Source organism: Rhodopseudomonas sp. BR0C11 (genome assembly GCF_010820945.1).
In the GTDB taxonomy this organism is placed as follows: Bacteria; Pseudomonadota; Alphaproteobacteria; order Rhizobiales; family Xanthobacteraceae; genus Rhodopseudomonas; species Rhodopseudomonas palustris_H.
In genome coordinates, this window is the sequence record NZ_QTKI01000381.1 from 1 (window position 1) to 4,677 (window position 4,677).

5 protein-coding genes, 1 tRNA gene and 1 pseudogene are annotated in these 4,677 nt (G+C 65.2%); 5 read left to right on the forward strand and 2 right to left on the reverse strand.

Features of this window, described 5'->3' with window-relative positions:
- Positions 1-372, reverse strand: a 372-nt coding sequence (locus tag DYI24_RS21555; protein ID WP_164573784.1) for a VOC family protein, incomplete at its 3' end; no start/stop codon positions are given.
- A 440-nt stretch (positions 373-812) separates the two neighbouring features.
- On the opposite strand from DYI24_RS21555, the gene DYI24_RS21560 reads away from it, so the two are divergent.
- The 5 genes from DYI24_RS21560 (at position 813) to DYI24_RS21580 (ending at position 4,527) form a co-directional block, all read left to right on the forward strand.
- Positions 813-1,574, forward strand: coding sequence for an SIR2 family NAD-dependent protein deacylase (locus DYI24_RS21560; protein WP_164573785.1), 762 nt, complete (start codon positions 813-815; stop codon positions 1,572-1,574).
- A 203-nt stretch (positions 1,575-1,777) separates the two neighbouring features.
- Complete coding sequence (locus DYI24_RS21565; RefSeq protein WP_164573786.1) at positions 1,778-2,485, forward strand: cold-shock protein; 708 nt, start codon at positions 1,778-1,780, stop codon at positions 2,483-2,485.
- A 181-nt stretch (positions 2,486-2,666) separates the two neighbouring features.
- A complete protein-coding gene (locus tag DYI24_RS21570; protein ID WP_246701337.1) occupies positions 2,667-3,152 on the forward strand; it encodes a DUF192 domain-containing protein in 486 nt (161 codons plus the stop codon).
- A gap of 80 nt (positions 3,153-3,232) precedes the next feature.
- A tRNA-Pro gene (locus DYI24_RS21575) sits at positions 3,233-3,309 on the forward strand.
- Between the two features lie 99 nt (positions 3,310-3,408).
- A complete protein-coding gene (locus tag DYI24_RS21580) occupies positions 3,409-4,527 on the forward strand; it encodes a glycosyltransferase family 4 protein (RefSeq protein WP_164573787.1) in 1,119 nt (372 codons plus the stop codon).
- Here DYI24_RS21580 and DYI24_RS21585 read toward each other — a convergent pair.
- Positions 4,461-4,677 (reverse strand): annotated as a pseudogene (locus DYI24_RS21585) (OpgC domain-containing protein); the annotation flags it as partial. The gene DYI24_RS21580 and the pseudogene DYI24_RS21585 overlap by 67 nt on opposite strands.

Consider the following 4,677-nt stretch of genomic DNA (forward strand, 5'->3'; position numbering starts at 1 on the left):
CGACTGCAAATCCGGCGAGCGCACGAACGCCATCTGACCGTCGCGCGGCGGGCGGTTAATGGTGATGCCGAGCTCCATCAGCTTTGCGCAGGTCGCGTAGATGTCGTCGACCTCGAACGCGAGATGGCCGAAGAAGCGGTCCTCGCCATAGGTCTCTTCGTCCCAATTGTGGGTCAGTTCGATCGTCGGAGCCGGGCGGCCCTTCGACTGCTTCACCAGTTCCTCGTCTTCCGGCGCGCACAGGAACAGCAGCGTGAACTTGCCCTTATCGTTGTCGATGCGGCGGACCTCCTTGAGGCCGAGCGCGCCGACGAAGAATTTCAGGGCGGTGTCGAGATTGCGGACGCGGAGCATGGTGTGCAGGTAACGCATGTGCGGGTGGTCTCCTTGAGAAAGGTGCCGGGGATTCTGCGACGGATTGGCCGCGATGAAAAGCGCGGGCGGCGCGTCGCTGCGCCGGCCATGATGTCCGGACCGGACGTCAAAACGATGAAGGTCCGGAGCCGAGGCTCCGGACCTTATGCGCGCTCGGGGAGGTGTGGCGAAGCAGAGGCGAGGGCACTGAACATCGTGCCTTCGCATCCGATCGCGGGCGGACGACCGACGAAAAAGAGCCCCGCCTTGGAGGGTTCAACTATCCGACCACGGCAGCCCTCTTGCAATTCAAAAAAATGTGGCTTCGAATCTGAGCACGGGAACCGGCAACTTCTCCGCGGCGGATGCGTCGATCTCGGCGCAGCCTCGTCCTCTCGGTTCGCTCGCGGCGCGCGGACGCTTGCGCGACGACAGGGTAAGTTTGAAATGATCCAACCATGATCGCACCCAGCCTTTCCAGCGGGGTCGAACAGCTCGGCGACATGATCGCGCACGCTTCGTCGATCGTGCCATTCACCGGCGCCGGCATTTCGACCGAGTCCGGCATTCCAGATTTCCGATCGCCTGGCGGCCTATGGAGCCGCAATCAGCCGATTCCGTTCGACGAGTTCGTGGCACGCCAGGATGCGCGCGACGAAGCGTGGCGGCGACGCTTCGCGATGGAGCAGACCTTTGCGAAGGCGCGGCCGACCCGCGGTCATCGCGCGCTCGCATCGCTGTACAAGGCCGGCAAGGTGCCGGCGATCATCACGCAGAACATCGACAATCTGCATCAAATGTCCGGCTTCGCCGAACACGACGTCGTCGAGCTCCACGGCAACACCACCTACGCGCGCTGCATCGGCTGCGGCAAACGGCATGAGCTGGAGTGGGTGCGCGAATGGTTCTTCCGCACCGGGCACGCGCCACATTGCACCGCGTGCGACGAGCCGGTGAAGACCGCGACGGTATCGTTCGGTCAGTCGATGCCGCCGGAGGCGATGCGCCGCGCGACCGATCTGGCGCAGCATTGCGATCTGTTCATTGCGATCGGTTCGTCGCTTGTGGTGTGGCCTGCAGCGGGCTTTCCGATGCTGGCCAAAGAGTGCGGCGCCAAGCTCGTGATCATCAACAGAGAGCCGACCGAACAAGATGAAATGGCCGATCTTGTGATCCGTCACGACATCGGAGAAACGCTTGGACCGTTCGTCGGTAACTGAAACCTCGTAAGATTCGCAGGCTTTCAAGGCTGTTTATAGTTGTCGCGTAACGATTTTTTTGTCTTTGCCGTTTGGACCACGGTGTTATCTTCGAATCAACAGATTCGCGGCGGCGCAATCCTGAGTAGTTTGAGGGAATGCTCGGCGAATCATCCTCGTCGCGGATGCGACGAATTTGTTGATGACGTGCGGGGTCCGGGGTCATGGGGTCGGACGGATTTGAGTCCAAAAGGCCGGGCGTTTTGCCCGCAGCCAGCGCTGCGAAGCCGAGAGCAGCGGAGTTTCCGGCAGGCGATTTCTCGCCGCGGGACTTCGGGGTCGGCGCGCATGGCGACCTTTCAGTTCCCCGCGATCTGAATCCGCGCGATGCCTTTACGGGTCTCGGCGAAGCCGCGAACCTCGTCGAGGTCAGCGGCGTCATCAAGTGGTTCGACGCTTCCAAGGGCTATGGCTTCGTGGTTCCGGACAATGGCCGGCCCGACGTTCTGCTGCACGTCACGGTGCTGCGCCGCGACGGCTACCAGACCGCCTATGAGGGCGCCCGCATCGTCGTCGAATGCGTGCAGCGCGCCAAGGGTTACCAGGCATTCCGCATCGTCTCGATGGACGAGTCGACTGCGATCCATCCGGCCCAGATGCTGCCGGCGCGCACCCATGTCAGCGTGACGCCGACCAGCGGGCTTGAGCGCGCACAGGTCAAATGGTTCAACCGGCTGCGCGGGTTCGGCTTCCTGACCTGCGGCGAGGGCACGCCGGATATCTTCGTGCACATGGAAACGCTGCGCCGCTATGGCATGACCGAGCTGCGGCCGGGCCAGTATGTGCTGGTGCGGTTCGGGCCGGGCTCCAAGGGCATGATGGCGGCCGAGATCCAGCCGGAGAACGGCGCACCTGGGCTGTCCTCGCACTGACCGGCAGCCGGACCGCAAACGGCGCACAGCACGTGCGCTGTTCTTGATCGCGCCATCCTTGATCGCCAATTTGTGAATCGGCTGACGCCCGCCGCGCATGCTGTTTGCGCGGCGGAAATGCGTTCGGCATGATCCCGGCGGCGATGCGCGCCGTGGCACCGCGAAACACAGGTTCGATTCCATGCAGGCTTCTGAAATGTTCAAATTCCGCCGGCTGCGGTGGCTGGGTGCGCTCGCGATGGCGGCGATGCTGTACGGCCTTCTGGTGCAAGGTGCGGTCGCGGCGCAGATGCAGTCGCTCGAGATTGTCGGCAAAACCGGCGTGCACGTCTTCACCGTCGAGATCGCCACCACCGATCAGGAGCGGGAAGTCGGCCTGATGTACCGCAAGAGCCTGCCGGACGGGCAGGGCATGCTGTTCGACTTCCGTCCCGAGCAGCAGGTCTCGATGTGGATGAAGAACACCTACATCCCGCTCGACATGATCTTCATCCGCGGCGACGGCACCATCCTGCGGATCGCTGAGAACACAGAGCCGCTGTCGACCCGGATCATCGCTTCCGGCGGCCCAGTCGCGGGCGTTCTCGAGGTCTCAGGCGGCACCGCCAAGAAGCTCGGCATCGCCGCCGGCGACCGGGTGGCGCATCCCTTGTTCAAGTCGCGCTGAGGCCGGCTTGCTGGGCTGACGTGAACCGTGTATCGACGGCCGTCGGCCCAGAGATCCGGGTCATGGATCGGGTCATGGATCGGGGTATAGCGCAGCCTGGTAGCGCGGCAGTTTTGGGTACTGCAGGTCGTTGGTTCGAATCCAGCTGCCCCGACCACCCGTCTTGCTTCATTTCACGATGGCTTCGCCGCGGGCTCCCAGGGCACGCGGCCGGTGCCGATTGCGCCGTATCTGAGGCTGCTGCGGAGCTTGGCCGATGAAGATCGCGCTGGCGATCGTGTCGCTGTTCCCGAGCGGCGGACTGCAGCGGGACTGCATGGGCATCGCCCGGCGGCTGATGGCGCGCGGTCACGACGTCACCATTCTGGCCTCGCGGCGGCAGGGTGAGCTGCCGACTGACTTGAACATCGAACTGTTGCCGGTCAGCGCCTGGAGCAACCACGGCCGCGACCAGCGCTTTGCCGACGCGGCGGCGCAGCGCAAACCGAACTTCGACCGGCTCGCCGGCTTCGGTAAGCTGATCGATCTCGACGTGCTGTATTGCGCCGACGGCTCTGACAAGGCGCGGCCGGCGCGGTGGTCCGATCGCTTCACCGCGCGCCGACGGATCAAGCTTGGGCTGGAGGCTGCGAGTTTCGCACCCGGACGGCCGACGCAGTGTCTGCTGCTGAGCCAGAACCAGCTCGACAGTTTCCAACTCGCCTGGGGCACCGAGCCGGAACGGCTGGCGCTGATGCCGCCGACGATTGATCCCGGCCGCCGGCATCCGGAGTTTCGCACCGACGGCACCCGCGAGCGCATCCGCGGCGAGCTCCGTGTCGTCGGCGATCCCGTTGTCTGGCTCGCGGTGGCGGCGCATCCGCTCACCAAGGGGCTCGACCGCGCGGTGGCGGCGCTTGCGGCGTTCCCGGAGGCGCGGCTGGTGGTGGCGGGGGTTGCCGACGACAGCAAGCAGGGGCGGCTGATGCGCCGGCTTGCCGGCGACGCCAAGGTGTCGGACCGGATCAGCTTGCTCGGCATGCGCCGCGACATTCCCGAATTGATGTCGGGAGCCGATGTTCTGATCCATCCGGCGCGGGTCGACACCACCGGCACCGCGATCCTTGAAGCGGTGGTCAACGGCTTGCCGGTGATCACCACTGCGGTGTGCGGCTATGCTCGCCACGTTGCAGCAGCCGATGCCGGCGTGGTGCTGCCGGAGCCGTTCGGTCCCGGCAATTTGATCGAGGCGCTGCGTCAGGCGTCGGCGCCGGGACGCCGTGCGTCATGGAGCGAGAACGGCGCCCGCTACGGCGCCAGTCACGATCTCTATTCCGGGCTCGACCGCGCCGCCGCGATCATCGCCGGCGAGACGGCCGGCACGCCGCTGTCCTGAAGCTGCGACCGCGCCGGTTGCGGCTCGGCACCGGAAGCCGCGACCGGAGCAACGGGAGCAGCCTGAGTGGCGGGCTTGGCGGCGGGGCGGGCGGGTTTGTCCTGCTGCTTCGACCAGGAGATGTAGTAGGCCACCAGCGTCATCAGAGCG